At 77.3% G+C, this 21,521-nt stretch carries 23 protein-coding genes; 5 read left to right on the top strand and 18 right to left on the bottom strand.

Annotated elements, in window-relative coordinates; genetic code table 11:
* Nucleotides 1-49 precede the first annotated feature (49 nt).
* The 4 genes from Q0789_RS13460 to Q0789_RS13475 all read right to left on the bottom strand — a co-directional run bounded on the left by Q0789_RS13460 (nucleotide 50) and on the right by Q0789_RS13475 (nucleotide 2,919).
* Complete coding sequence (locus Q0789_RS13460) at nucleotides 50-286, bottom strand: antitoxin (RefSeq protein ID WP_298806043.1); 237 nt, start codon at nucleotides 284-286, stop codon at nucleotides 50-52.
* A gap of 139 nt (nucleotides 287-425) precedes the next feature.
* Nucleotides 426-1,802, bottom strand: a complete 1,377-nt coding sequence (locus Q0789_RS13465) for an ATP-dependent 6-phosphofructokinase (protein ID WP_298806045.1) — start codon at nucleotides 1,800-1,802, stop codon at nucleotides 426-428.
* Between the two features lie 152 nt (nucleotides 1,803-1,954).
* Nucleotides 1,955-2,458: a peptide deformylase gene (gene def / locus Q0789_RS13470; RefSeq protein WP_363325938.1), complete on the bottom strand. Its 504-nt coding sequence runs from the start codon at nucleotides 2,456-2,458 to the stop codon at nucleotides 1,955-1,957.
* A 248-nt stretch (nucleotides 2,459-2,706) separates the two neighbouring features.
* Nucleotides 2,707-2,919 (bottom strand): BldC family transcriptional regulator, encoded by a 213-nt coding sequence (locus Q0789_RS13475; RefSeq protein ID WP_298806053.1) that lies wholly within the window; start codon nucleotides 2,917-2,919, stop codon nucleotides 2,707-2,709.
* 539 nt (nucleotides 2,920-3,458) lie between these two features.
* Between Q0789_RS13475 and Q0789_RS13480 the strand changes: the two genes are divergently transcribed.
* The gene (locus tag Q0789_RS13480) at nucleotides 3,459-3,653 is read left to right on the top strand and encodes a DUF3073 domain-containing protein (protein WP_298806055.1); all 195 of its coding nucleotides are present in this window, start codon (nucleotides 3,459-3,461) and stop codon (nucleotides 3,651-3,653) included.
* Nucleotides 3,654-3,812: 159 nt separating this feature from the next.
* Here the strand turns inward: Q0789_RS13480 and purM are convergent, their stop codons facing one another.
* On the bottom strand, nucleotides 3,813-4,931 hold the full coding sequence (purM, locus tag Q0789_RS13485) for a phosphoribosylformylglycinamidine cyclo-ligase (RefSeq protein ID WP_298806057.1): 1,119 nt from the start codon (nucleotides 4,929-4,931) through the stop codon (nucleotides 3,813-3,815).
* The gene (gene purF, locus Q0789_RS13490; RefSeq protein WP_298806058.1) at nucleotides 4,928-6,502 is read right to left on the bottom strand and encodes an amidophosphoribosyltransferase; all 1,575 of its coding nucleotides are present in this window, start codon (nucleotides 6,500-6,502) and stop codon (nucleotides 4,928-4,930) included. Before purF ends, purM begins: the two co-directional genes overlap by 4 nt.
* Before the next feature lie 172 nt (nucleotides 6,503-6,674).
* Between purF and Q0789_RS13495 the strand changes: the two genes are divergently transcribed.
* Entirely contained in the window at nucleotides 6,675-6,965 is a 291-nt protein-coding gene (locus Q0789_RS13495) for a hypothetical protein (protein WP_298806060.1), read from the top strand.
* 42 nt (nucleotides 6,966-7,007) lie between these two features.
* On the opposite strand, the gene Q0789_RS13500 is transcribed toward Q0789_RS13495, so the two are convergent.
* From Q0789_RS13500 to purL, 4 genes are all read right to left on the bottom strand, one after another.
* Nucleotides 7,008-8,201 (bottom strand): RtcB family protein, encoded by a 1,194-nt coding sequence (locus Q0789_RS13500; protein ID WP_298806062.1) that lies wholly within the window; start codon nucleotides 8,199-8,201, stop codon nucleotides 7,008-7,010.
* Nucleotides 8,202-8,337: 136 nt separating this feature from the next.
* Complete coding sequence (locus tag Q0789_RS13505; protein WP_298806064.1) at nucleotides 8,338-8,667, bottom strand: hypothetical protein; 330 nt, start codon at nucleotides 8,665-8,667, stop codon at nucleotides 8,338-8,340.
* Between the two features lie 82 nt (nucleotides 8,668-8,749).
* Nucleotides 8,750-9,124, bottom strand: a complete 375-nt coding sequence (locus Q0789_RS13510) for a sterol carrier family protein (protein WP_298806066.1) — start codon at nucleotides 9,122-9,124, stop codon at nucleotides 8,750-8,752.
* Nucleotides 9,124-11,463, bottom strand: coding sequence for a phosphoribosylformylglycinamidine synthase subunit PurL (purL, locus tag Q0789_RS13515; protein WP_298806068.1), 2,340 nt, complete (start codon nucleotides 11,461-11,463; stop codon nucleotides 9,124-9,126). Before purL ends, Q0789_RS13510 begins: the two co-directional genes overlap by 1 nt.
* A 114-nt stretch (nucleotides 11,464-11,577) precedes the next feature.
* On the opposite strand from purL, the gene Q0789_RS13520 reads away from it, so the two are divergent.
* A complete protein-coding gene (locus tag Q0789_RS13520) occupies nucleotides 11,578-12,459 on the top strand; it encodes a M15 family metallopeptidase (protein ID WP_298806069.1) in 882 nt (293 codons plus the stop codon).
* Between the two features lie 197 nt (nucleotides 12,460-12,656).
* Here the strand turns inward: Q0789_RS13520 and purQ are convergent, their stop codons facing one another.
* From purQ to Q0789_RS13540, 4 genes are all read right to left on the bottom strand, one after another.
* Nucleotides 12,657-13,361, bottom strand: coding sequence for a phosphoribosylformylglycinamidine synthase subunit PurQ (gene purQ, locus Q0789_RS13525; RefSeq protein WP_171202975.1), 705 nt, complete (start codon nucleotides 13,359-13,361; stop codon nucleotides 12,657-12,659).
* Nucleotides 13,361-13,648, bottom strand: coding sequence for a phosphoribosylformylglycinamidine synthase subunit PurS (gene purS / locus Q0789_RS13530; RefSeq protein WP_298806071.1), 288 nt, complete (start codon nucleotides 13,646-13,648; stop codon nucleotides 13,361-13,363). The genes purQ and purS overlap by 1 nt, the downstream gene beginning before the upstream one ends.
* A gap of 98 nt (nucleotides 13,649-13,746) precedes the next feature.
* On the bottom strand, nucleotides 13,747-14,361 hold the full coding sequence (locus Q0789_RS13535; RefSeq protein ID WP_298806073.1) for a DUF305 domain-containing protein: 615 nt from the start codon (nucleotides 14,359-14,361) through the stop codon (nucleotides 13,747-13,749).
* Nucleotides 14,362-14,525: 164 nt separating this feature from the next.
* On the bottom strand, nucleotides 14,526-15,158 hold the full coding sequence (locus Q0789_RS13540; RefSeq protein ID WP_298806075.1) for a DUF3105 domain-containing protein: 633 nt from the start codon (nucleotides 15,156-15,158) through the stop codon (nucleotides 14,526-14,528).
* A gap of 165 nt (nucleotides 15,159-15,323) precedes the next feature.
* Here Q0789_RS13540 and Q0789_RS13545 point away from each other — a divergent pair, with 165 nt between their 5' ends.
* A complete protein-coding gene (locus Q0789_RS13545) occupies nucleotides 15,324-15,986 on the top strand; it encodes an MBL fold metallo-hydrolase (RefSeq protein ID WP_298806077.1) in 663 nt (220 codons plus the stop codon).
* Entirely contained in the window at nucleotides 15,983-16,510 is a 528-nt protein-coding gene (locus Q0789_RS13550) for a DUF1990 domain-containing protein (RefSeq protein ID WP_298806079.1), read from the top strand. Before Q0789_RS13545 ends, Q0789_RS13550 begins: the two co-directional genes overlap by 4 nt.
* A gap of 58 nt (nucleotides 16,511-16,568) precedes the next feature.
* On the opposite strand, the gene Q0789_RS13555 is transcribed toward Q0789_RS13550, so the two are convergent.
* The 4 genes from Q0789_RS13555 to purD all read right to left on the bottom strand — a co-directional run bounded on the left by Q0789_RS13555 (nucleotide 16,569) and on the right by purD (nucleotide 21,489).
* Nucleotides 16,569-18,020 (bottom strand): NAD(P)/FAD-dependent oxidoreductase, encoded by a 1,452-nt coding sequence (locus tag Q0789_RS13555; protein ID WP_298806081.1) that lies wholly within the window; start codon nucleotides 18,018-18,020, stop codon nucleotides 16,569-16,571.
* A gap of 106 nt (nucleotides 18,021-18,126) precedes the next feature.
* Entirely contained in the window at nucleotides 18,127-19,167 is a 1,041-nt protein-coding gene (locus tag Q0789_RS13560; RefSeq protein ID WP_298806083.1) for a DUF3500 domain-containing protein, read from the bottom strand.
* 70 nt (nucleotides 19,168-19,237) lie between these two features.
* Entirely contained in the window at nucleotides 19,238-20,209 is a 972-nt protein-coding gene (locus Q0789_RS13565; protein WP_298806085.1) for a phosphoribosylaminoimidazolesuccinocarboxamide synthase, read from the bottom strand.
* The gene (gene purD, locus Q0789_RS13570; RefSeq protein WP_298806087.1) at nucleotides 20,206-21,489 is read right to left on the bottom strand and encodes a phosphoribosylamine--glycine ligase; all 1,284 of its coding nucleotides are present in this window, start codon (nucleotides 21,487-21,489) and stop codon (nucleotides 20,206-20,208) included. Before purD ends, Q0789_RS13565 begins: the two co-directional genes overlap by 4 nt.
* Nucleotides 21,490-21,521 lie beyond the last annotated feature (32 nt).

A 21,521-nucleotide genomic window follows, 5' to 3' on the forward strand; every position in this document is an offset into this window, starting at 1 on the left:
CGCAACGATGCGGTGACGACCGCACGGCCGCCTCCCCGCCCGCCGGTGGCTACCGGGGGTCGCGCGGGCCGGTGCCGGCGGACCCGCCGCGCGAGCCGCCGTGACCGCTCGTGCCCAGCGCCTTGCCCAGGGCGTTCTTGGCCTTCGTCACCGTGGACGAGTGCTTGCCGCCGGTGCGCCGGTTGACGGCGTCGCCCGCCCGGTCCAGGCCGGAGGACACCTTGTCGGGGTTCTGCGACGCGTAGCTGCGCGCCTTCCCGACGAGCCGGCCGATGTTCAGCGCCACGAGGTGCTCCCTGTCCGCGCCCGCGGGCGCTCGTGCGTCGTGCGGGGCCGGGGCCGGCCCGCTCGCACCAGCGTCGCCGTCCTTCCCCGGCCCCGCCACCCGCGGCGGGCGGGGAGGACGGGTCGGCGGGGAGGGGCGGCTACTGCCCGCCGAAGGCGGGCACCTCGATGGACTCGGCGCCCTCGCCCAGCGACGCCGGCTGCCCGGTGGCCTCGAGCACGGACCACCACAGGTCGCCGTTGGGGTCCACGCGGTTGCGCGTGCTGACGGCGAGCTGGATGGGGATGTGGACGAAGCGCCGCCGCCACCGCCCGACGACCATGTTCGTGCGCCCGGCCATGGCGGCGTGCACGGCCGCGTGCGCGAGGCGCGTGCAGTAGACGCTGTCGTAGGGGTTGGCGGGCACGCTGCGGATGACGTAGCTCGGGTCGATGTAGCGGAGGTTGAGCTCCATGCCGTGGGCGGCGAAGTCCGCCGTGATGCGCTGGCGCAGCAGCCGGCCGACGTCCTGGAGCCGCTTGTTGCCGCTGGCGTCCACGAGCCCGCCCTCGGCCTCGGCCTCGGTGAAGAGCTCCTGCCCGGCGCCCTCCGCCGCCACGACGAGGGCGTGGCCCTGCGAGCGCACCTTCGCGCGCAGCACCTCGAGGAAGCCCCCCGGCCCGTCGAAGGCGAAGGGCACCTCGGGGATGAGGACGAAGTCGGCGTCGTTCTGCGCGAGGGCCGCGTAGCAGGCGATGAAGCCCGAGTGCCGGCCCATGAGCTTGACGACGCTCACGCCGCCGGGCGCCGAGCGCGCCTCGACCTTGGCGCTGCGGATGGAGCGCGTCGCCTCGGAGAACGCCGTCTGGAAGCCGAAGCTCTGGTCGAGGAAGGGGATGTCGTTGTCGATCGTCTTCGGCACGCCCACGACGCCGATGGGGCGGTCGCGGCGGCCGATCTCCTCGGCGATGCGCTGGGCGCCGCGCATCGAGCCGTCGCCACCGATGACGAAGAGGATGCTGATGCCCATCCGCTCGAGGCAGTCGACCACCTGGCCGATGTCCTGCTCGCCGCGCGAGCTGCCGAGGATGGTGCCGCCGAGCGCCGCGATGCCGTCGACCGACTCCACCGTCAGGTCCACGACGTCGTGGCCGTACTCGGGGATGAACCCCTGGTAGCCGTTGCGGAAGCCGTGGATGCGCCGCACCCCGTAGTGGGTCGTGAGCTCCGAGACGAGCGCGCGGATGACGTTGTTGATGCCCGGGCACAGGCCGCCGCAGGTGACGATGCCGACCCGCGTCTTGGACGGGTCGAAGAAGATCTTCCGGCGGGGGCCCGCGGCCTCGAGGCTCGGGAGCTCGCCCTCGCCGCGGCGCTCGGAGGACGAGCGCGTGTCGTCGAAGAGGATGCGGTCGCCCTCCTCCACCGCGTGGTGGCTCGTGCGACGCCGCTCCAGGAGGGGCGCGAGGGGGGACGGGACCGTCCGGGGCCCGAGGGTCCGGACCTCGAAGTCGATGTCCGCGTCGCTGCTCGCCATGCCGGGTCACCTCTCGCCGTCCGTGCTCGTGCCGGTCGGCGCCATCCTGGCGCATCCCGGAGGTGATCCCCGTCACACCCCTGCAGCTCCGCCCCCGCCGGCCCCCGGCCCGACCCCGGGGCCGTGCGACCTCGCGCCGGCCCGGCGCCGCGTCAGCGCGGCGCGAGGCCCGCGGCGCGCAGCACCTCGGCGCGCTCGTCGGCGTCGAGGCGGTCGACGTAGAGCAGCCCGTCGAGGTGGTCCACCTCGTGCTGCAGGCACACCGCCGCGAGGCCGGAGGCGGACACGCGCACGGGCTCGCCGCGGACGTCGACGCCGGTGACGACGGCGGAGGTCAGGCGCTCGACGGCGGCGACCTCGCCGGGCACGGACAGGCAGCCCTCGTCGTCCGTGGCGCGCCGCGCGAAGACGCCGGGCAGGCGCAGGACGGGGTTGACCACCGTCGCGACGACGCGCTCGCCGGCCGCGTCGGGGCAGTCCATGACGAACATCCGGGCGTCGACGCCGATCTGGTTGGCGGCGAGCCCGACGCCGTCGGCCGCGTGCATGCTCACCACCATGTCGGCCTCGAGCTGCGCCAGGTCCGCGTCGAACGCGGTGACGGGGGCGCAGGGGCGGTGGAGCACGGGGTCGCCGTCGAGGACGATCGGCCGCACCCGTCCGACGGGGCCGCCGTCACCGGCGCCCTGCGCGGGACCCGGGCCTGCCGGCGACGGGTCGGGCTGGGCGGGGGGCGGGGTGGTCCCGGACGGCACGGTCTCCTCCTGGCACGACGGCGCCGGAGGGTCCCGGCGCGGGCGCCCCATGCTAGGTCCGGGCCGCCGGCGCCGGGCCGCCCCTCCTCGCCGCCGAGCGGCGGGAGCGGCCGCCCCGGGGGCCCCGGGGAGCGCCCGGGGCCGCCGCCTCAGTCCTCGGTGGCGCGCGGCTGCGGGACGGCGCCGCCGAGCAGCTCGCGCACCTCGGCCTCGCGGTAGCGGCGGTGCCCGCCGAGGGTCCGGATCGAGGAGAGCTTGCCCGCCTTGGCCCAGCGGGTGACCGTCTTGGGGTCCACGCGGAAGAGCGCGGCGACCTCTGCGGGGGTGAGCAGGCTCTCGACCTCGTCGGTGCGAGCGGTCATGGCGTCCTCCTGGGGGGGCTCGGGCCGGCGCGGCGCCGACCCGTGGTGTCTCGGGCGTCGAGTGTGCTGTCGCAACCTGTGAGTCGCCATAGTCCGGAATGACTAGGTCCTGGGTGTTCGTCATCGACGGTGACGGGTCGGGGCGCTGGGTGACGGAAAGACGCTTTCCCGTGACCGCGGGTGATCTCCGACGCTCTGGGTCGTCACATCCGTGACCATCTCGTGATGCCGTCGTCCGTCTGATGAGAACAGCGCGTCACCCGGACGGACGCGGGAGGGCGCCGGACGGGTGAGGCGCACGACGCCGCCGGCGCGACGGCGCACCCCCGGTCGGCCCTCCCGACGGCGCTCGCCGACGGCCCGGGAGGCCGCACGGCGGGGTCGGGGACGGCGCGGACGGGCCGCCCCCGGGGCCCCGGACCGGTGTGCCGGAAGCGACGGCGAGGCTGTAGCGTGGCGGACGCGCAGAGATGACCAGGCCCCGGGGCCGCCGTCCTCGACGGCCTGCCCCGGCACGACGTTCAGAGGGGGTCGACGCCATGGGGCGCGGCCGTCAGAAGGCGAAGCAGACCAAGGTCGCTCGCCAGCTCAAGTACTACAGCCCGGAGACGGACTACAAGTCCCTCGAGCGCGAGCTCGGGCACTCCGGCGCGTCGTACGACCCGCCGGAGCGGGACAGCTCCGACGAGGACGACGACGGCTACGGCGGCTGGGCCTCCGGCTCCTCCCGCTGACACCTCTCACCGCACGAGCGCACCGTCGGCTGCGGCCGGCGGTGCGCTCGTGCGCGTCCGCACGGCGGGTGCGCCCCTCCGGCTGCCCCGGCCCCCGGGAGCCTGAGCCCGAGTGCCTGAGCTCGGGTCGTCCGACCCGGGTCGCCCGAGCCGGCTCGCTCACGCCGGGGGGTGCTCGCCCCGCAGGACGACGCTGCCGCCGTCGACGCCCTTGGCGCCGACGGTGACCTCGGGGCCGCGCCCGCCGTCGTCGGGGCCCACGCCCCCCGCCACCCAGGCGCTCACGCCGGCGGCCGCGAGGTCCGCCAGAGCGCCGTCGACGGCGTCGGGCGCCACGACGGCGACCATGCCGACCCCCATGTTGAGGGTGCGCTCCAGGTCGGCGCGGGGGACGCCGCCGAGGCGGCCGACCAGGCGGACGACCGGGGGCGGGGACCAGGTGCCGCGGTCGACCCCCGCCTGCAGGCCCGCGGGCAGGACGCGGCCGAGGTTGGCCGCGAGCCCGCCGCCGGTGACGTGGCTGAGGGCCCGCAGGTCCGCGCCGAGCCCGCGCGCGAGCGCGAGGCAGGGGCGCGTGTACAGGCGCGTGGGCTCGAGGAGCTCCTCCCCCAGGGTGCGCCCCAGCTCGTCGACGTGGCGCTCGAGGCCCCACCCGGCGTCGGCGACGACCCGGCGCACGAGCGAGTAGCCGTTGCTGTGGAGCCCCGAGCTCGCCATCGCGACGACGACGTCGCCGTCCCGCACGCGCTGGGGGCCGAGGACGTCGTCGGCCTCGACGACGCCGGTGGCGGCGCCCGCGACGTCGTACTCGTCGGGCTCCATCAGCCCGGGGTGCTCGGCCGTCTCGCCGCCGACGAGGGCGGTGCCGGTCTCCTCGCAGCCGCGGGCGACGCCGCGGACGAGGTCGGCGACGCGCTCGGGGTCGACGCGCCCGCAGGCGATGTAGTCGGTCATGAACAGGGGCCGCGCCCCGCTCACGACGATGTCGTCGACGACCATGGCCACGAGGTCGATCCCCACCGTGTCGTGGACGCCCATCGCCCGCGCCACGGCGATCTTCGTGCCGACGCCGTCCGTGCTCGTCGTCAGCAGCGGCCGGCGCATCCCGACGAGGGCGCTCGCGTCGAAGAGCCCGGCGAAGCCGCCGAGGCCGCCCACGACCTCGGGCCCGTGCGTGCGCGCCACCGCCTCGCGCATGAGCGCGACCGCGCGGTCGCCGGCCTCGACGTCGACGCCGGCGGCCGCGTACGTCGTGCCCGTCGGGGCGCCGCCGCTCACCGGCCGCGCCCCGCGACGGCGCCCTCGGCGTCCTTCACCGCGCCGCTCGGCGCGGCCGCCGCGGCGCCGAGGACGGCGTCGCCCTGCACCTCGGTGAGCCCCAGCTCGAGCTGGTGCTTGCCGAGGCGCTGGGCGTCCGGCAGCGGCACCGGGTACTCGCCCGTGAAGCACGCGGAGCAGAGGCGGTCGGCCGGCTGCTCGGTGGCCTCGACCATCGCCTCGTGGGAGATGTACCCCAGCGAGTCGGCGCCGATGCTGCTGCGGATCTCCTCGACGCCCAGGCCCGCGGCGATGAGCTCCGCGCGGCTGGCGAAGTCGATGCCGTAGAAGCACGGCCACGTGACGGGCGGCGACGAGATGCGCACGTGCACCTCGGCGGCTCCGGCCTCGCGCAGCATCCGCACGAGCGCCCGCTGGGTGTTGCCCCGCACCACGGAGTCGTCGACGACGACGAGCCGCTTGCCGCGGATGACGTCGCGCAGCGGGTTGAGCTTGAGGCGGATCCCCAGCTGGCGGATGGTCTGGTCGGGCTGGATGAAGGTCCGGCCGACGTAGCTGTTCTTGACGAGCCCCTGGCCGTAGGGGATGCCGGAGGCCTCGGCGTACCCGATGGCGGCGGGCGTGCCCGACTCCGGGGTGGGGATGACGAGGTCGGCCTCGACGGGGTGCTCGGCGGCGAGGCGGCGCCCCATCTCGACGCGGGCGGCGTGGACGACGCGTCCGGAGATCGTCGTGTCGGGGCGCGCCAGGTAGACGTACTCGAAGACGCAGCCCTTGGGCGTGCCCTCGGAGAAGCGGGTGCTGCGCAGGCCGTCCTCGTCGATCGCGACGAGCTCGCCGGGCTCGACCTCGCGGACGACGCTGGCGCCGACGATGTCGAGCGCCGCCGTCTCGGACGCCACGACCCAGCCGCGCTCGAGGCGCCCGAGGACGAGGGGGCGCACGCCGTGGCGGTCGCGGGCCGCGTAGAGCGTGCGCTCGTCCATGAAGACGAGGCTGAAGGCGCCCTCGAGCAGGGGCAGCACCTCCAGCGCCGTCGCCTCGAGCGTGCGGTCGGGGTGCCCGGCCAGCAGGGCCGTGACGAGCGCCGTGTCGGTGGTGTTGCCGCGCGCCAGCTCCCCGCTCGCCGCGGACTCGCCGGAGTCCCCCCGCATCTCGGCGACCATGTCCCGCAGCGCGTGGCTGTTGGTGAGGTTGCCGTTGTGCCCGAGGGCCACGGTGCCCGTCGCCGTCGCCCCCAGCGTCGGCTGGGCGTTCTCCCACCGGCTCGCGCCCGTCGTGGAGTAGCGCGTGTGGCCGATGGCGAGGGTGCCCTGGAGCGCGCGAAGGGCCGGCTCGTCGAAGACCTGGGACACGAGACCCATGTCCTTGTAGACGAGCAGCTGCGTGCCGGTGCTCACGGCGATGCCCGCGGACTCCTGCCCGCGGTGCTGCAGCGCGTAGATCCCGAAGTACGTCAGCCGCGCGACGTCCTCGTCGGGGGCCCAGACGCCGAAGACCCCGCAGGCGTCCTGCGGGCCCTTCTCGCCGGGGAGCAGGTCGTGGGTCAGCCGTCCGTCGCCACCGGGCACGGCGTCATGGTGGCACAGCGCGCGGCGCCGGCCGGACGCCCGAGGGCCGTCGGAAGCCGTCCACGAGCGTGACCGTGCACGGTCACGCTCGTGGACGGCTCCGCCGAGCACCCCCCGGACGGGTGAGGTCACGTCGATCGCCATCACGGACGGCTGGGCAGGGCTGTGGCGGTTGCTGCCGGACTGGGCCTTCTTCCCCGTCGTGCTGGCGGTCTCGCGCCAGGGCACCGAGGTCGGGCCCGACGTGCTGCGGCGGCGGCACGGCGTCGTCCGCCGGGCCTGGCGCCCGTGGGAGGACGTCGTCGAGGTCCGGCCCCCGGGGCGCTGGGACCAGTGGCCGGTCGCCGTCCTGGACCGCGAGCGCCTGGACCTGCGGGGCATGGCGACCGCCGACGTCGAGCGCCTCGCCGCCGCGCTCGAGGGGGCCCGCCGGCACGGGCCCGGGACGGCGGGCCGGGCGTGACGGACGGCGGGGTCCCCCGCCGTCCGTCAGCCCCCACGGCCCTCAGTCCCCCTTGACGTTCACCACCTGCCGCAGGACGTGGCGGACGTCGACGAGGCGGGCGGCGTCGGCCATGACGACGTCGACCGGCTTGTAGGCCTCCGGGTGCTCGTCGAGGAAGGCGTCCGACTCGCCCCACACGACGTCCCCCATGCGGGCGTCGAGGTCGCTGCGGGAGAAGCGCCTCCGCGCCGCGGAGCGCGACCACGCCCGCCCCGCCCCGTGGGGCGAGGAGTGCAGCGCGACCGGGTCGCCCCGGCCGACGACCACGTACGACGCGTCGCCCATCGAGCCCGGCACGAGGCCCGGCTCGCCCTCGCGGGCGCTGATGGCGCCCTTGCGGGAGAGCCACACCTCGCGCCCGAAGTGCCTCTCGCGCGCGGTGTAGTTGTGGTGGCAGCCGATGGTCTCCTCGCGGACGACGTCCTCCGGCCCGCCCAGCCCCAGGGCCTCGGCGAGCGCGGCGACGACCCGGTCCATCATCTCCTCGCGGTTGAGCGCGGCGAAGCGCTGCGCCCACAGGAGGGCCTCGACGTAGGCGTCGAACTCGGGCTCCCCCTCGACGAGGTAGGCCAGGTCGCGGTCGGGCAGGTCGTAGAAGCGCCGGGTCGCCTGCTCCTGGGCCACCCGGATGTGCCGCTGCGCCAGCTGGTTGCCGACGCCGCGCGACCCGGAGTGCAGGAATAGCCACACCCGCCCCTGCTCGTCCTCGGACACCTCGATGAAGTGGTTGCCCGAGCCGAGCGTCCCCAGCTGCCGCTCCCAGCGCCGCGAGACCTCGTCCGCCTGCTGCGCACCGGGCGTCCCCCGCAGCTCCGCGACGCGGGGTTCCGCCGTCGCCTCGACACCGCGGTTGCGCCCGCCCGCGGACAGCGGCACGCGCCGGCTGATGCCGGCGTGCAGCGCCCGGAGGTCGGTGCGGCGCAGCGTCTCGACGTCGTACGACGTCCGGACGGCGAGCATCCCGCAGCCGATGTCGACGCCCACGGCGGCGGGGATGATCGCGCCGTCGGTGGGGATGACGGAGCCGACCGTCGCCCCCTTGCCGAGGTGCGCGTCGGGCATGAGGGCGACGTGCGGGTGGACGAACGGCATGGTCGCCGTCGTGAGGGCCTGCTCGCGGGTGGCGTCGTCGAGGATCGACGCCCAGCTCATCAGGCGCGGGGAGAGCCGGTCGGGCCGGCCGTCGGTGGGCATGGGTCTGCTCTCTCGTGCGGGAGGAGCCGCACGGGTCCGCGCGGCCCGACGAGGATCGCCCCGTGACGGCGGGCCGTCACGCGAGTTCCGCGGCGGTGACCTCCCGGCACCGCCCGGGGGCCCGGGCCGCCGCGGCTCAGCCCCGGCGCGCCACGCGCTCGAGCAGGACGCCGACGAGCCCGCCGAGGAGGCCGAGCGAGAGGCCCAGGGCGGCGAGGAGGTAGCCGAAGACGGCGGCGCGGCTGTACGTCGCGCTCGGCTCGCTCGTCAGGGCGAGGACGAGCGCGAGCACCGCGCCGACGGCCACGCCGAGGCCGACGAGCACCCGGTAGCGGGGGGCGCGGCGGTAGCGCACGCGCTGCGCTCCGGCGAGGTCGGCCTCCGTGGGGGCCGGGCGCTCACCGGCGCCGTCGGTGCCGTCGGTGCGCCGGTCGTCGCCGTCGACCGGGGGCGGCTGCTCGCTCACGGCCGGGACGCTACCCGCCGTCGACGCGCCCCCTCCGAGGGCACCGGGCGCACGAGCCCGGTGCCTCCGGGACGGGCGGACGTCAGGCGCCGCCCGGCCACAGGGGCAGCACGTCGCCGAGCACCGCGCGCAGACCGCTCGCCGAGACGCGGCCCTGGGCCACGGCGTCGTCCCACCGCAGGCCGCCGGTGACGAGGCCGAGCCACGTGGCGGCGTCCGTCTCGACGACGTTGGGCGGCGTCCCCCGGGTGTGGCGGGGCCCCTCGACGCACTGCCCGACGCCGAAGGGCGGCACCCGCACCTCCACGCTGCTGCCGGGCACGCGCTCGGCCAGCTCCTCGAGGGACCCGCGCACGGCCAGCGCCGTCGCCGCGCGGTCCGCCCCGGCGGGGTCGGCCTCCCACGCGCGGACGGCGTCGCGGGCCCGCTCGGCGGTGATGCGGCGACGTGCGGGCATCAGGCGCCGAAGGCCTCGCGCAGCGTCGCCGTGGACGCGGCGCGCAGCTCAGCCACCGGCACGGTGAGGAGCCCCTGAACGTCGAGCGCGGCGGCCTCGCCCGGCTCGTCGACGACGCCCACGCGCAGCGCCGGCTGGCGGCGCGCGCTGCACACGTCGGTGAAGCGCACCTCCTCCGAGCGCGGCACGGAGACGAGCACGCGCGCCGTCGACTCCGAGAACAGCGCCGTCGCGGCGTCGACGCCGTCCCGCTCGCACAGCTCGTCGAGCCACACGCGCGCGCCGACGCCGTAGCGCAGGCAGCCCTCGACGACGGCCTGCGCCAGGCCGCCCTCGGAGAGGTCGTGCGCGGCGTCGACGAGCCCGTCGCGGCTGGCGTTGACGAGCACGTCCCCGAGCAGCCGCTCCGCCTCGAGGTCCACGGCCGGCGGCCGCCCGCCGAGGTGGCCGTGCTCGACCTCGGCCCACGCGGACCCGTCGAGCTCGAGCCGCGTGGTGCCGAGCAGGTAGAGCGCCTGGCCGGGCGCGCGCCAGCCGGACGGCGTGCGGCGGGCGACGTCGTCGAGCACGCCGAGGACGCCGACGACGGGCGTCGGGTGGATGGGCGTGTCGGCCGTCGAGTTGTAGAGCGAGACGTTGCCGCCGGTCACGGGCACGCCGAGCACCTGGCAGGCGTCGGCCAGGCCCGTGACCGCCTCCGAGAACTGCCACATGACGTCGGGGTCCTCGGGGCTGCCGAAGTTGAGGCAGTCGGTGACCGCGAGCGGCCGGGCGCCGACGGTGGCGACGTTGCGGTAGGCCTCGGCCAGCGCGAGCTGGGCGCCCGCGTAGGGGTCGAGGTAGCCGTAGCGGCCGTTCGCGTCGGTGGACACCGCGACCCCGAGGCCGGTGGCCTCGTCGACGCGGACGACCCCGGCGTCGTCGGGCGTGGCCAGCGCGGTGTTGCCGAGCACGTAGCGGTCGTACTGGTCGGTGACCCAGCCCTTGTCGGCGAGGTTCGGCGAGCCGACGAGGCGCAGGAGCGTCGCGCGCAGGTCCTCCCCCGACGTCGGGCGCGCCAGCGCGGCGGCCGAGTCGGCCTGCAGCGCGTCCTGCCACGACGGGCGCGCGTAGGGGCGCTCGTAGACGGGGCCGTCGTGCGCGACGGTCCGGGGCGGGACGTCGACGACGACCTCGCCGTGCCACGTGACGACGAGCCGACCGGTGTCCGTGACCTCGCCGAGGACGCTCGTCTCGACGTCCCAGCGCCGCACGACCTCGAGGAAGCGGTCGAGGTGCTCGGGGCGGACGACGGCCATCATCCGCTCCTGGCTCTCGCTCATGAGGATCTCCTCGGGGGAGAGCGAGGGGTCGCGCAGGAGCACGCGGTCGAGCTCGACGTGCATGCCGCCGTCGCCGGCGCTGGCGAGCTCGCTGGTGGCGCACGAGAGCCCGGCCCCGCCGAGGTCCTGGATGCCCTCGACGACGCCGGCGCCGAAGAGCTCGAGGCAGCACTCGATGAGGACCTTCTCGGCGAAGGGGTCGCCCACCTGCACGCTCGGGCGCTTGGCCGGGCCGGTCGCGTCGAAGGTCTCCGAGGCGAGCACCGACACTCCGCCGATGCCGTCGCCGCCCGTGCGGGCGCCGAAGAGGACGACCTTGTTGCCGGCGCCCGTGGCGTTGGCCAGGTGCAGGTCCTCGTGCCGCATGACGCCGACGGCGAGCGCGTTGACGAGCGGGTTGCCCTGGTAGACGGCGTCGAAGACGACCTCGCCGCCGATGTTCGGCAGGCCCAGGCAGTTGCCGTACCCGCCGACGCCCGCGACGACGCCGTGGACGACGCGCGCGGTGTCGGGGTGGTCGACCGCGCCGAAGCGCAGCTGGTCCATGACGGCGACCGGCCGCGCGCCCATGGCGAGGATGTCGCGGACGATGCCGCCGACGCCCGTGGCCGCGCCCTGGTGCGGCTCGACGAAGCTCGGGTGGTTGTGGCTCTCGACCTTGAAGGTGACCGCCCAGCCGTCGCCGATGTCGACGACGCCGGCGTTCTCCCCGATGCCGACCATGAGGTGCTCGCGCATCGCCTCGGTGGTCTTCTCGCCGAACTGCCGCAGGTGCACCTTGGAGGACTTGTAGGAGCAGTGCTCGCTCCACATCACCGAGTACATGGCGAGCTCGGCGGACGTCGGGCGCCGGCCGAGGATCTCGCGGATGCGGGCGTGCTCCTCCTCGCGCAGCCCCAGCTCGCGCCAGGGCTGGGCGACGTCGGGCGTGGCCGCCGCCCGCTCGACGGTGTCGACGGCTCCGCCGGACCCGCCCGTCGCGTCCGGTCGGGCGGTGGCGGTGGTCGGCTCGGCCATGGGCGCAGGCTACCGAGGCGCCGGGGCCCTCCCGCCCGCGCCGGAGGGCCGCGGTGACGCTCCGGGCCGCGTCGACGGCTCAGGTCGCGCGGACGACGTGCCGAGGACACCGGTGTGGAGGGCATCAGCGGCATCACCGCGCGCATGGCCGGCATCCAGGCGCAGATCGACGCGCTGGCCGTCGGGGGGCCGGGGCGCGCTGCCGCGCCGGTCGCGGCGAGCGCCCCCACCTCCAGCGCCGCGTCGTCGTCGGCCTTCTCCGACGCCCTCGCCCAGCAGCTGGGCCAGCAGGCCGGCCCGCAGCAGCCCGGCGGGACCGCGTCGTCGCTCGCCGCGGCGCTCGGCGCCGGCACGGGCGCAGGTGGCCTCGCCGCGGCACTGGCCGGCGGGACGACGGCGACCGCGGAGCCGGCCTTCACGACCACGACGACGAGCCTGTCCTCCGACGGCCTCGCCCAGCTGCTCGCCGCCCTGCCGGGCGCCCGCACCGGGGCCGGCGCGCCGTCGAGCTCGCCGACGGTCGGCGCCGTCGGTGCGGCGGGGGCGGCGTCGTCCGCGCCGGCCGTCGTCGGGAGGCTCGACGCCAGGGGCGTGCCGCTGGACCTGAAGGCTCACGGCAACGGGAAGGTGCCGGAGGGCCAGCTCGTCGAGATCGGCGGCGCCGGGTCGGGCGAGCGCCTGTGGGGCCCGGCCGCGGCCGCGTACGACCGCATGGCCGCCGCGGCACGGGCCGACGGCGTCACGTGGCGCGTCAACGACAGCTACCGGTCCTACGAGGACCAGGTCTCCATGGCCGCCCGCAAGGGCCTGCGCAGCGAGGGCGGCCTCGCCGCCGCGCCGGGCACGAGCAGCCACGGCTGGGGGATGGCCGTGGACCTCGGCCTCGACGGCCGCGCCCAGGTGTGGATGCGCGAGAACGCCGGCCGCTACGGCTTCGCCGAGACCGTCTCCGGCGAGCCCTGGCACTGGGGCTTCCGCCCGACCTCCGCCGCCTGACCCGTCCCTCTCGACCGCAACCTCCCCGGCGGCCCTCACCGCACTCTGTCGTCAGAGTGCCCCTGCGCCCGACGTCTCCCCGCACGTCGTCGTCGAAGTGCCGTGCAAGTGACCCCCTCGAGGGCGAAGTGCCGACGACGTGCGGGGAAGGCGGCCCCGCGGAGGCGAGGTGCCGACGACGTGCGGAGGGGGCCCGGTCAGGAGACGAGCTGGCGCAGCACCGAGGAGAAGAAGCGCAGGCCGTCGGTGCCGGCCGTGCCGGTGCGCGGGTCGGGGCCGTAGCCGGCCTCGACGGCGTGCTCGGGGTGCGGCATGAGGCCGACGACGTTGCCCGCGGCGTTGGCGACGCCGGCGATGTCGCGCGCGCTGCCGTTGGGGTTCCGGCCCCCCTCGGGGACGACGTACCGCAGCGCCACGAGACCCTCGCCCTCGAGGCGGTCGAGCGTCGCCTCGTCGGCCAGGTAGCCGCCCTCCCCGTTCTTGAGCGGGACGACGACCTCCTCGCCGGAGGCGTACTCGTGGGTCCACGCGGTCGCGGCGTTCTCCACGCGCAGGCGCTGGTCGGTGCAGACGAAGGTCCGGTGGTCGTTGCGCACGAGGGCCCCGGGCAGCAGGTGCGCCTCGCAGAGCACCTGGAAGCCGTTGCAGATGCCGAGCACCGGCAGCCCGCCGCGGGCGGCGTCGACGAGCGGCTCCATGACGGGCGCGAACCGGGCGATCGCCCCGCACCGCAGGTAGTCGCCGTAGGAGAAGCCACCGGGCAGGACGACGGCGTCGACGCCCTTGAGGTCGGCGTCCCCGTGCCAGAGCCGGACGGGCTCGCCGCCGGCGAGGCGGACGGCGCGCGCGGCGTCCCCGTCGTCGAGGGAGCCGGGGAAGGTGACGACGCCGACGCGGCCCATCAGGCGGTCCCGCCGGCGAGCGTCGTCGTGGCGGCGTCGGCCTCGACGGGGGCGACGCGGACGACGTCCTCGATGACGGGGTTCGAGAGGAGCACCTCGGCCGCGCGGGCGGCCTCCTCGAGCACCTCGGGCGTCACCTCGCCCTCGACCTCGAGCTCGAAGCGCTTGCCCTGCCGGACGCCGGTGAAGCGCCCGAAGCCGAGGCGCGGCAGCGCGCCCGCGACGGCCTTGCCCTGGGGGTCCAGGATCTCGGGCTTCGGCATGACCTCGACGACGACGCGACCCATGACGCAGACGCTACCGGGGCGCGGCCGCCGCCCCCGCCGCCGTCCGTGCTGCGGGAGCAGCGGGCTCGCCGCGGCGCGGTGGGCCCCGGAGGCCGGCGTCAGACGCCCGGTACGGGGCCGCCGCGCTCGGCGAGCATGTCCCGCAGGACGGTGAGCTCGGCCTCCTGGCCGGTCGCCATCGCGTCCGCCAGCGCCCGGACCTCCGGCTCGGAGGCCTCCTGCGCGGCGGCGCGCGCCATCTCCACGCCCGCGACGTGGTGCGGGATCATGAGCTGCAGGAAGATCCGCGCGGCGTCCTCGCCGTCCGCGGCCGCGAGGGCGTCCATCTGCGCGGCGCTCGCCATGCCCGGCATGTCGCCGACGGCGCCGAGCCCCTCGGCCGGCACCGCGCCGACGTGCCCCCCGTGGCCTCCCGCCGCGTGGCCCTCGAGCCCGGACATCCAGGCCATGACCGGCTCGGTGCGCCCCTGGCCGAGGCCCCAGAGCTCCCGCCAGCCGTACATCTGGCCGGCCTGCTGCTGCTGGGTGAGCGCGATGTCGAGGGCGAGGGTGCGCACGTCCTCGTCCTCGGCCCGGTCGCGCACGAGGGTCGACATCTGCACGGCCTGCCGGTGGTGGGCCTGCATGTCGAGGGCGAAGCCCGCGTCGACCGAGCCCGCCGCGGGGGCGGCGCCGCCCCCGGGGCCGTCGGACCCCCAGTGCAGGCCGAGCACGAGGCCGAGGACGACGAGCAGCCCCGCCGACGCCGCCGCGCCGGCGACGACGACGGCGCGGGTCGCACCCGTGAGGACGCCGTCGCCGCGCGGGCCCCCTCCGAGCCCCTCGTCCGGGCCCTCCCCGACCGGGCCCTCCCCGCTCTGCCCCGCCTCCGTGGACGTCAGGACAGGCCGCCCGTGCAGGCGGCGCCGGGCTCCGGCGTCTGCTCGCCCTGGACGTACTGGGCCAGGAAGGGCGCGATGCGCTCGTCCGAGGCGTCCTCGACGGCGAGCTGGGTGCCCCACGCGCTGAGCGTGACGGGGCTCTCCATGCCCGCGTAGGGGCTGACGAGCGTGTAGTCGTAGGGCTCGGCGGCCGCGACGAGCGCGTCCACCTGGTCCTGGGGCAGCGACGGGTCGTAGGTGATCCAGACCGCGCCGTGCTCGAGCGAGTGCACCGCGTTCACGTCGGGGACCGGCTCGGAGTAGACGCCGCAGTTCCACCAGACGGCGTTGTGGTCGCCGCCCACCGGGGGCGTCTGCGCGTAGTCGACCTCGCCCGTCACGTGCTCGCGCCCGAGGTCCTCGAAGGTCTGCACGCCGTCGACCGGCGCCTCGAGGGCGGCCTGCTCGGTCGCCCGCTGCTCGCGGGTGACGACGAGCACGACGGTCACCGCAGCGACGAGCGCGACGACGATCCCCGCCGTGACGCCGATGATGAGGCCGCGCTGCCGGCGCTCGCGCCGGGCCTGCTGCTCGCGGAGGGCGGCGGCGCGGGCCGCGCGCTCCTCGCGGGGACGGGTCGGTGAGGCCACGGGGGTCTCCTCGGCTGGGCTCGAGCGGGCCGGTGCGCACGGGGCGCGGGCCCCGTCGCGGCCCGCGGCGGACGACCTCCCCATGGTCGCACCACCGGCCCGGCCGCCGGGCGGCCACCCGCTGCACCGGGTGTGGCCCACGGGGTCCGGTGCCATCGTGGCGGCATGCGCATCACCCATCTGGGCCACTCGACGCTGCTCGTGGAGGCGGGCGGCGCCCGCGTCCTGCTCGACCCGGGGGCCTTCACCCCCGGCTGGGAGGACGTGCGCGACCTCGACGCCGTCGTCGTCACCCACGCCCACCCCGACCACCTCGACCCGGCCGAGGGCCGCTTCGAGGCGCTGCGCGACGGCAACCCGCGAGCGCGCGTCCTCGCCGAGCCGCAGACCGCCGCCGACGAGCGCTGGGGCGCCGAGCCGCTGCCCGCGGGCACGACGACGCGCGTCGCCGGCCTGCCGCTGCGGGCCGTGGGCGGGCAGCACGCCGTCATCCACGAGGACATCCCGCTCGTGGGCAACGTCGGCGTCCTCCTCGGCGGCGAGGGCAGCGGCGAGCCGGTCCTCTTCCACCCCGGCGACGCCTACGGCGCGGTGCCCGACGGCGTCGAGGTGCTCGCCGCGCCGCTGACGGCCCCGTGGACCTCGCTCAAGGAGACCGTCGCCTTCGTCCGCGCCGTCTCCCCGCGCGTCGTCGTGCCGATCCACGACGCCGTCGTCTCGGCGGCGGGCCGGGGGATCTACCTCGCGCAGCTCGACGCCCTGGGCCCCGACGGCGCGCGCGTCCTCGACCTCGCCGGCGCCGGGCCCACCGAGGTGCCGGCCCTGTGAGCCCCGCCCTCGACCTCGCCACCGCGAGCGCCGGCGACGGCCCCGACGTCTCGGCCGGCTGGAGCCCGGGCTGGCAGGACACGCGGCGCAGCGCCGTGGTCGGGCCGGCCTCGCCCGGCGGGGCGGCGGGGGCCTTCGCCCGCGCCCGGGCCGGGCTGCTCGGCTGGGAGGTGCAGCGGCTCGCGGGCGTGCGCGTGCCGCTCTCGACGCCGGACGCCGCGCCCGGCGTCGAGGTGCGCCAGAGCGCCGGGCCGGGCGGGCTGCTCGTCGCCCGCTGCCGGGTGACCGAGGTCGTCGACGAGCCCGGCCGGGCCGGCTTCACCTACGAGGCCCTCACCCCGCACCCCGAGGAGGGCGAGGAGTCCTTCCTCCTCCAGCGGCTCGGCGACCGGGTCGTCCTGACGGTCGCCTCGCGCTCGCGGCTCGCCTGGGCGCCCGCCCGCCTGGCGAGCCCCCTGGCCCGCGGCGCCCAGCGCCTCGCCGTCGCGCGGTACCTGCGCGCGGGGCGGCTCCTCGCCCGCTGACGCCTCCGCCGTCACCCGCCCGCCCGCCCCTGACGGGGGCGGGAGGGGGCGGGTCGGGTCAGAGGCCGTAGGCCTCGAGGAGGCGCAGCCAGACCTCGCTGATCGTCGGGTACGGCGGGACGGCGTGCCAGAGCCGGTCCAGCGGCACCTCGCCGGCGACGACGACGGCGGCCGACTGGCACAGCTCGGCGACGTCCTGCCCGACGAAGGTGACGCCGACGACGACCGAGCGGCTCTCGTCGACGACCATGCACGCCCAGCCGGTGTAGCCGTCCGCCTGCAGCGACGAGCCGGCGACGGCGATGTCGAGCTCGACGACGCGGACGTCGAGGCCGACGTCGCGGGCCTGCTGCGCCGTCAGGCCGACCGACGCGACCTCCGGGTCGGTGAAGACGACCTGCGTGACCGCCCGGTGCAGGGCGGTCGTCGCGTGCTTGCTCCAGGGCGCGGGCTCGCCGTCGGCCTCGCCGCGGGCGCGGGCCGCCACGACGTCGCCGACCGCGCGGGCGGCGTACTTGCCCATGTGCGTCAGCGGCGCGAGGCCCGTGACGTCGCCGGCCGCGTAGAGCCACCGGCCGTCGACGCCGCGGACCTGCCCGGCGGCGTCGATGTCGAGGGCCTGGCCCGGCTCGAGGCCGACGGTCTCCAGGCCCAGGTCGCCGGTCTGCGGGCCGCGGCCGGTCGCGACGAGCAGCTCGTCGCCGACGAGCACCCGGCCGTCGTCGAGGGTGAGGCGCACCTCGCCCTCGTCGCCGTCGCGCTCGACGGAGGAGGCCCGCGGGCCCATGACGACCTCGACGCCCTCCTCCCGCAGCGCGTCCGCGACGAGCTCGCCCGCGCGGGGCTCGAAGGCCGACAGCACGGCCGACCCCGCGACGAGCGTGACGTCGGAGCCGAGGCGCCGGTACGCCGTCGCCAGCTCGCTGCCGACGACGCCCGCGCCCAGCACGAGCAGCCGGGGCGGGACCGAGCGCGACGACGTGGCCTCGCGGCTCGTCCAGCACCTGACGCCGTCCAGCCCGTCGATCGGCGGCGCCTTCGGGGTCGACCCGACGGCCACGACGACGGCCTGCCGGGCGACGAGCGCCGTCGTGCCGCCGTCCGCGCCGGTGACGACGACGCGGCGCTCGCCGTCGAGCCGGGCCCGGCCGCGCAGCAGCTCGAGCCCCGCGCCCTCGACCCACTCGACCTGGCTGGAGTCGTCCCAGCCGCTCGTGAAGGAGGTGCGCCGCTCGAGGACGGCCTGCACGTCGACCTCGCCGGTGGCGGCGGCCGCGGCGCCGGGGACGCGCCGCGCCGCGGCGAGCGCGGCGGTCGGGCGCAGGAGCGCCTTGCTCGGCATGCACGCCCAGTAGGAGCACTCGCCGCCCACCAGCTCGTCCTCGACGACGACCACCTCGCCGAGGCCGCCCCGGTGGGCGCGGTCGGCGACGTTCTCTCCCGTCGACCCGCCGCCGATGACGACGACGTCGACCTCGCGCTCCTGCGTGCTCGGTGTCTGCTCGCTCATGCGGGCGACGATGCCCCAGCGAGGGCACCCCGGCACCTCGTCGCGCGCGACGGACCCGCTCGCCGCCGCCGTCCCGGACGCCGTCCGCGGTCGACGCGGGCGCCGGTCAGTGCCGGGCGCGCAGGTGCTCGCGGAGCAGGTCGCCGCCGAAGTCGTCGCGCAGGTGGCGCCAGACGGTGTGCACGTGGTCGGCGCCGTGCTGGGTGTCGTCGAGCTCGAGGAGCAGGCTCGGCGCCCGGACGGCGTAGTAGTGCCCTTCGCCGCGCTCCAGCGAGCCCAGCCAGGTCAGCTCGACGCCGCCGAGCCCGTCGGCGAGGACCTCCTCCCAGCACGCCGCCGCGTACGCCGCGGGCGCCCGGGCGAGGTAGCGCTGCACCAGCGCCTCGAGGGAGCGCTGCGCGACCGGCGGCATGTCGCGGTGGGCCAGCCCCCGGGGCAGCGCCCCGGGGTCGGCCACCGGGTCGGTCCCGGTGAGGACGTCGGCGGGCGCCGTCCCCGACGGCCGCGCGACGGCCAGGCGGTCGCCGTCGAGGGCGGCGAGCACGTCGCGCGCCAGGTCCTCCTCCGGCCCGAGCAGGCGCCACCCCGCGCGGGGGCCGCGCGGCACGACCGCCGGCTGCGCCCCGACGAAGTGCGGCGTGACGTGCACGCGCGCCTCGACGAGCGTGACGTGGACCGCGAGGTGGTGGCCGCTGACCCGCCACGCCCACGCCCCGTCGGCGGGGTCGCCCTCGAGCCGCAGCGCGTAGGGGTCGGGGTCGTCGCGGCCCTCGAGCGAGGCCGGGTCGAGCGGCGTGCCGGCCTCCCGGTGCTCGGCGGCCAGCTGCTGGCGCACCCGCTCGAGCTCCAGCGCCCCGGTGACGACGCCGCTGCCGCCGTCGCGGGCGTCGCCCGCCGTGGCGAGCAGCGCCAGCGCGGCCTCGCGCGCGCCGCCCTCGAGGTCGCCGAGCACGAGCCCGGGGTAGCGCCCGTCGACGTAGGTCCACTCCCGCCGCCGGGGGTCGTCGAGGGTGCCGCCGCGCAGCGCCTCGCGCTGCTCCGGGCCGAGCGCGTCGAGGAGCGCGCGCGCCGCCCCCGCGGCCGCGCCGGCGCTGGCGGGGTCGACGGGGGGTCCGGCGTCGACGGAGGGGCCGGGAGCGGTGGTCACGCCCCACCGTCGCCCCGGACCGCGCCCACGGCGACCGGGGCGCCCGCCCGGCGCGGGGATGGGCGCCGCCTCAGCCCCAGCGCCGCCCGGTGAGCCGCTCGTAGGCCTCGACGTAGCGCCCGCGCGTGGCCTCGACGACGTCGTCGGGCAGCGGCGGGGGCGGCGCGTCGGCCGCCCGGTCCCACCCGGAGGCGTCCGAGAGCAGCCAGTCGCGCACGAACTGCTTGTCGAAGGACGGCTGGGCGCGCCCGGGCGCCCACGCGGCGGCGTCCCAGAAGCGGGAGGAGTCGGGGGTGAGGACCTCGTCGGCCAGCACGAGCGCCCCCGGGGCGTCGGCGGAGGCGGCGTCGACGCCGGGCGGCAGCCCGAGCTCGATCTTCGTGTCGGCGAGCAGGACGCCGCGCTCGCGGGCCACCTCCTCGCCGAGGGCGTACAGGCGCAGCGTGACGTCGCGCGCGCGCTCGGCGAGGGCGGGGCCCAGCAGGTCGGCGACGACGGCGAAGCTGACGTTCTCGTCGTGGCCCACGTCGGCCTTGGTCGCCGGCGTGAAGACGGGGCGGTGCAGGCGCGAGCCGTCCTCGAGCCCGTCGGGCAGCTCGACGCCGCACACGGCTCCCGTGGCCCGGTAGTCGGCGAGGCCGGAGCCGGTGAGGTAGCCGCGGGCCACGCACTCCACGGGCAGCATCTCCAGGCGCCGGCAGCGGACGGCGCGGCCGGCGACCGCCGCGGGCACGCCCGAGGACGCGTCGTCGGGGCCGACCTCGGCGGACAGGACGTGGTCGGGGACGCCCAGCCCGGCGTCGGCCAGCCGCTCGAACCACCACAGCGACAGGGCCGTGAGGACGGCGCCCTTGTCGGGGACGGGCGTGGCGAGCACGTGGTCGAAGGCGCTGACGCGGTCGCTGGCGACGACGAGGAGGTCCCCCTCGCCGGGCGCCGCGGAGGCGGGCTCGTAGAGGTCGCGCACCTTGCCCGAGCGCACGTGGCGCCAGCCGGGCAGCTCGGGCGGCGCGGGGGCGGAGCCCGGGGCGGCGGCGCTCACGCGCGCACCCCCTCGGCCGCCCCGACGGCGATGTCCCCCCGGTGCTGCCCGCCGTCGAGGCCCACCTCGGCCACGGCGGCCGCCGCCGCCGCGCGGGCGTCGGCGAGCGTCGCGCCCGTGCCGACGAGCGAGAGCACGCGCCCGCCCGCGCTGACGAGCGTCCCGTCGGCGCCGGTCGCGGTGCCGGCGTGCAGCACCCGCGCGCCCGGGACGGCGGCCGCCGCCGCCAGGCCCGTCACGGCGTCGCCGGTGCGGGGGGACGCCGGGTAGCCGGCCGCCGCGAGGACGACGACGACCGCGGCGCCGTCGGACCACGTGAGCGGCTCGAGCTCGGCCAGGCGCCCGGTGGCGGCGGCGCGCAGCACCCCGCCGAGCGGCGTCCGCAGGCGCGGGAGGACCACCTGCGTCTCCGGGTCGCCGAAGCGCGCGTTGAACTCGACGACGCGCACGCCGCGCGAGGTGAGCGCCAGCCCGCAGTAGAGGACGCCCGCGAACGGCGTCCCGCGGCGCGCCATCTCGGCGACGACCGGCCGGGCCACGCGCTCGACCACCTCGTCGACGAGCCCGGGCGGCGCCCACGGCAGCGGCGAGTAGGCGCCCATGCCCCCCGTGTTGGGGCCCTCGTCGCCGTCGAGCAGGCGCTTGCTGTCCTGCGCGGGGGCGAGGGGCACGACGTCGGTGCCGTCGCACAGGACGAAGAGCGACACCTCGGGGCCGTCGAGGAACTCCTCGACGACGACCGCCGAGGCGCCCGCGCCGGGACGCCCCTCGAGGCAGGACCGCGCGTGCGCGAGCGCCTCCTCGCGGTCGCCGGTGACGACGACGCCCTTGCCGGCCGCCAGGCCGTCGTCCTTGACGACGTGGGGGGCGCCGAAGGCGTCGAGGGCGGCCGCGACCTGCCCGAGGTCGGTGCACACGCGGGCCATCGCCGTCGGCACGCCGGCCGAGGCCATGACCTCCTTGGCGAAGGCCTTGCTGCCCTCGAGCCGGGCCGCCGCGGCCGAGGGGCCGAAGCAGTCGACCCCGGCGGCGCGGACGGCGTCGGCGACGCCCGCCACGAGCGGCGCCTCCGGGCCGACGACGACGAGGTCCATCTCGCGCTCGCGTGCGAGGGCCGCGACGGCGGCGCCGTCGAGCGGGTCGACAGCCACCACCTCGGCGACGTCGGCGACGCCCGGCCCGCCCGGGGCGACGAGGACGTCCGAGACGTCGTCGTCGGCGGCGAGGGCGACGGCGAGGGCGTGCTCGCGAGCACCGGACCCGAGGACGAGGACGCGCACCCGCCGGAGCCTAGGGGCCGTCACGGGGCGGA

It is taken from the genome of uncultured Pseudokineococcus sp., assembly GCF_947499845.1.
Taxonomy (GTDB): Bacteria; Actinomycetota; Actinomycetes; order Actinomycetales; family Quadrisphaeraceae; genus Pseudokineococcus.